The sequence below is a fragment of the Saccharomonospora iraqiensis subsp. iraqiensis genome, from assembly GCF_000430445.1.
Classification (GTDB): domain Bacteria; phylum Actinomycetota; class Actinomycetes; order Mycobacteriales; family Pseudonocardiaceae; genus Saccharomonospora; species Saccharomonospora iraqiensis.
The window spans coordinates 9,720-13,305 of the sequence record NZ_KE387055.1; the positions used below are offsets into that span (position 1 = coordinate 9,720).

4 protein-coding genes are annotated in these 3,586 nt (G+C 74.5%); all 4 read left to right on the plus strand.

Features of this window, described 5'->3' with window-relative positions; all coding sequences use genetic code 11:
- Window positions 1-137 precede the first annotated feature (137 nt).
- Genes aroC through aroQ form a run of 4 tightly spaced genes read left to right on the plus strand, consistent with a single transcriptional unit; the run spans window position 138 to window position 3,541 of the window.
- On the plus strand, window positions 138-1,337 hold the full coding sequence (gene aroC / locus ACTIR_RS0104000; protein WP_026453302.1) for a chorismate synthase: 1,200 nt from the start codon (window positions 138-140) through the stop codon (window positions 1,335-1,337).
- A gap of 47 nt (window positions 1,338-1,384) precedes the next feature.
- On the plus strand, window positions 1,385-1,924 hold the full coding sequence (locus ACTIR_RS0104005; protein WP_199285566.1) for a shikimate kinase: 540 nt from the start codon (window positions 1,385-1,387) through the stop codon (window positions 1,922-1,924).
- Window positions 1,925-1,952: 28 nt separating this feature from the next.
- A complete protein-coding gene (aroB, locus tag ACTIR_RS0104010; RefSeq protein ID WP_052583706.1) occupies window positions 1,953-3,113 on the plus strand; it encodes a 3-dehydroquinate synthase in 1,161 nt (386 codons plus the stop codon).
- Window positions 3,110-3,541, plus strand: coding sequence for a type II 3-dehydroquinate dehydratase (gene aroQ / locus ACTIR_RS0104015; RefSeq protein WP_026453305.1), 432 nt, complete (start codon window positions 3,110-3,112; stop codon window positions 3,539-3,541). The genes aroB and aroQ overlap by 4 nt, the downstream gene beginning before the upstream one ends.
- Window positions 3,542-3,586 lie beyond the last annotated feature (45 nt).

The window sequence follows — 3,586 nt, forward strand, 5'->3', positions numbered from 1 at the left end:
CGGGGCATCCCGGCCCGCCGGGGTGCCGCACGGGCCCGGGCTGCTCGCGGCCACCTGCCTGGTGCTGCTGTTCCCCGGCACGGCGGTGGACGGTGTCGCCTGAGGCGCGGCGGGCGGCGCGTGACAGGATCGGAGTCGTGTTGCGCTGGATGACCGCTGGTGAATCGCACGGTCCCGCCCTGACCGCCGTCCTCGAGGGCATGGTCGCGGGCGTGGAGATCACGACTGCCGAACTGGGCGAACAACTCGGCCGCAGGCGGCTGGGCTTCGGCCGCAGCCCGCGGATGGGGTTCGAGACCGACCACGTCGAGATCCTCGGCGGGGTCCGGCACGGCCGGACCCAGGGCGGCCCGATCGCGGTACGGATCGACAACAGCGAATGGCCCAAGTGGGAGAAGGTGATGGCCGCCGATCCGGTGGACCCCGCCGAGCTGGCGGGGCTGGCCCGGAACGAGCCGCTCACCCGCCCGCGCCCCGGGCACGCCGACCTGCCGGGGATGCAGAAGTACGGGTTCGACGAGGCCCGTCCCGTGCTCGAGCGGGCCAGCGCCCGGGAGACGGCCTCGCGCACCGCGGTGGGCACGGTCGCGCGGGCGTTCCTGCGGCAGCTGCTCGGCGCCGAGATCGTCAGCCACGTCGTGTCGATCGGCCGGGCGGAGGCGCCGGACGGGCCGCTGCCGGGGCCGGGGGATCTCGCCGAGGTGGACGAGTCCCCGGTGCGGGCGTTCGGGCAGGAGGCGACCGACGCGATGATCGCCGAGGTCGACGAGGTGAAGAAGGCGGGCGACACCGTCGGCGGGGTGATCGAGGTCATCGCCTACGGACTGCCGCCCGGTCTGGGCTCGCACGTGCACTGGGACCGCAGGCTCGACTCCCGGCTGGCCGGGGCCCTGATGGGGGTGCAGGCCATGAAGGGCGTCGAGGTGGGCGACGGGTTCACCACCGCGCGCCGTCGGGGCAGCGAGGCGCACGACGAGATCGACCGGGACGCCGGGGCGGGCGCCACGGGCGTCACCCGGCGCAGCAACCGGGCCGGGGGCCTGGAGGGCGGCATCAGCAACGGTGAGCCGGTGCGGGTCCGGGTCGCGATGAAGCCGATCTCCACCGTCCCCCGGGCACTGTCCACGGTGGATGTGGCCACCGGAGACGCCGCGACGGCGATCCACCAGCGTTCCGACGTGTGCGCGGTGCCGCGGGCCGGGGTCGTGCTCGAATCGGTGGTCGCGCTGGTGCTGGCCGAGGCCGCGCTGGAGAAGTTCGGCGGTGACTCGCTGGACGAGAGCACCCGCAACGCGCGGGGCTACCTCGACCGGCTGGGCGGTTTCTGGCCGCGGTGAGGCCTCCGGTGCGTGCGCGGCGACCGGTCACGGATACCGTGAGTGGCATGAGCGAGCGCGGTCCCGTCGTCGTCGTGGGTCCCCCCGGTTCGGGCAAGAGCACGGTGGGCAGGATGCTGGCCGAGCACCTCGGGGTGGCCTACCACGACGCCGACGACGACATCGTCGACGACCAGGGTCGTCCGATCGCGGACATCTTCGCCACCGACGGCGAGCCCGCGTTCCGCGCCGTCGAGGAGGACACGATCGCGCGGGGTCTGCGCGAGCACACCGGGGTCTACTCCCTCGGGGGCGGGGCCGTGCTCTCCGCGGCCACGCGGGCCCGGTTGGCCGGGCACACCGTGGTGTTCCTCAACGTCGGCATGGCGGAGGGGGTGCGCCGGGCGGGCCTGTCCACCGCGCGGCCCCTGCTCGCGGGGGTCAATCCGCGCGCCACCTACAAGGCCCTGTTGGACGCCCGGCTGCCGGTCTACCGCGAGGTGGCCACGGTCGAGATCGACACCGACGGTCGCACGCCGGAGGAGGTCGTCGCCGCGCTCGCGGAACGCCTCCCGGCGGGGCGGGCGGCCGAGCGACGCGCGCCGTGACGCGCACAGCGACGCAACGAGGAGCAGTATGACCGAGTCTTCCGAGTCCCCCGGGTCCTCCGGATCCTCCGGCGCCCCCGGGGCCGACGAACCCGTCCGCATTCCGGTGCGGACCGAGCGAGCCTACGAGGTGCTCGTGGGCCGCGGACTGCTCAGCGACCTCACCGCGACGGTCGCCGACGCCTCGGCCGTGGCGATCGTGCACCCGCCGACGCTGACCACCACCGCGGAGGCGGTGCGGACCGAACTCGCCGAGGCGGGGCTGGACGCGCACCGGGTGGAGATCCCGGACGCCGAGGACGGCAAGGAACTGTCGGTGGCGTCGTTCTGCTGGGACGTCCTCGGCCGGATCGGGCTGGACCGGGACGGCGTCGTCGTGGGCCTCGGCGGTGGCGCGGTGACCGACCTCGCCGGGTTCGTCGCGGGCACGTGGATGCGCGGGGTCCGGCTGGTGAACGTGCCCACCACGCTGCTCGGCATGGTGGACGCCGCCGTGGGCGGCAAGACCGGCATCAACACCGACGCGGGCAAGAACCTCGTCGGCGTGTTCCACGAACCGTCGACGGTGCTCGTCGACCTCGCCACGCTGGAGACCCTGCCGCCCAACGACCTCGTCGCGGGCATGGCCGAGGTGGTCAAGGCCGGGTTCGTGGGCGATCCGCGCATCCTCGACCTCATCGAGGCGGACCCGGCGGCCGCGGTGGACGCCACCGGGGACGTCCTCGCCGAGCTCGTGCGCCGCGCGATCGAGGTCAAGGCCGGGGTGGTCGCCGCGGACCTGCGGGAGTCGCACGGGCGTGAGGTGCTCAACTACGGCCACACCCTCGGGCACGCCATCGAGCGCCGGGAGCGCTACCGCTGGCGGCACGGCGCCGCCGTCAGCGTCGGGCTGGTGTTCGCCGCCGAACTCGGCAGGCTCGCCGGCAGGCTCGACGACGCGACCGCCGACCGGCACACCACGGTGCTGCGCGCGCTCGGGCTGCCGACCACCTACGACCCGGACGCGCTGGGGCAGCTGGTGGAGAACATGCACGCGGACAAGAAGACCCGGTCCGGCACCCTGCGGTTCGTGGTGCTCGACGGGCCCGGCAGGCCGGGCCGTCTGGAGGGGCCGGACCCCTCCCTGCTGGCCGCGGCGTACTCGGTCGTGGCGGGCGGGGACCCGCAGGAGGGGAAGGTGCTGCTGTGAAGGTGCTGGTGCTCAACGGGCCGAACCTGGGCAGGCTCGGCACCCGGGAGCCCGCGGTGTACGGGGCGACCACGCACGACGACCTCGTGCGGTTGTGCGCCGACACCGGTGCGGAACTCGGGGTGGACGTCGAGGTGCGCCAGACCGACCACGAGGGCGAGATGGTCTCCTGGCTGCACGAGGCCGCCGACACCGGTGCCGCGGTGGTGCTCAACGCGGGCGCCTGGACCCACTACTCGATCGCGGTGCGCGACGCGGCCGCGCAGCTGACCGCCCCGCTGCTGGAGCTGCACATCACCAACGTGCACAAGCGGGAGCCGTTCCGGCACCACAGCGTGCTCTCCGACGTCGCGACCGGCGTGCTCGCCGGGCTCGGGGTGGACGGCTACCGCCTCGCGGTGCGCTGGCTGGCCGAGCGTACGGACTGACGGCCCCCGGCACCCGCACCGGCGGCACCGCCCGGGTGCCCGGGG

What these genes read in the sequence shown, in the direction of transcription:
- aroB (WP_052583706.1), top strand. Translation starts at nt 1,953, where the DNA reads ATGACCGAGTCTTCCGAGTCCCCCGGGTCCTCCGGATCCTCCGGCGCC.
- ACTIR_RS0104005 (WP_199285566.1), top strand. Translation starts at nt 1,385, where the DNA reads ATGAGCGAGCGCGGTCCCGTCGTCGTCGTGGGTCCCCCCGGTTCGGGC.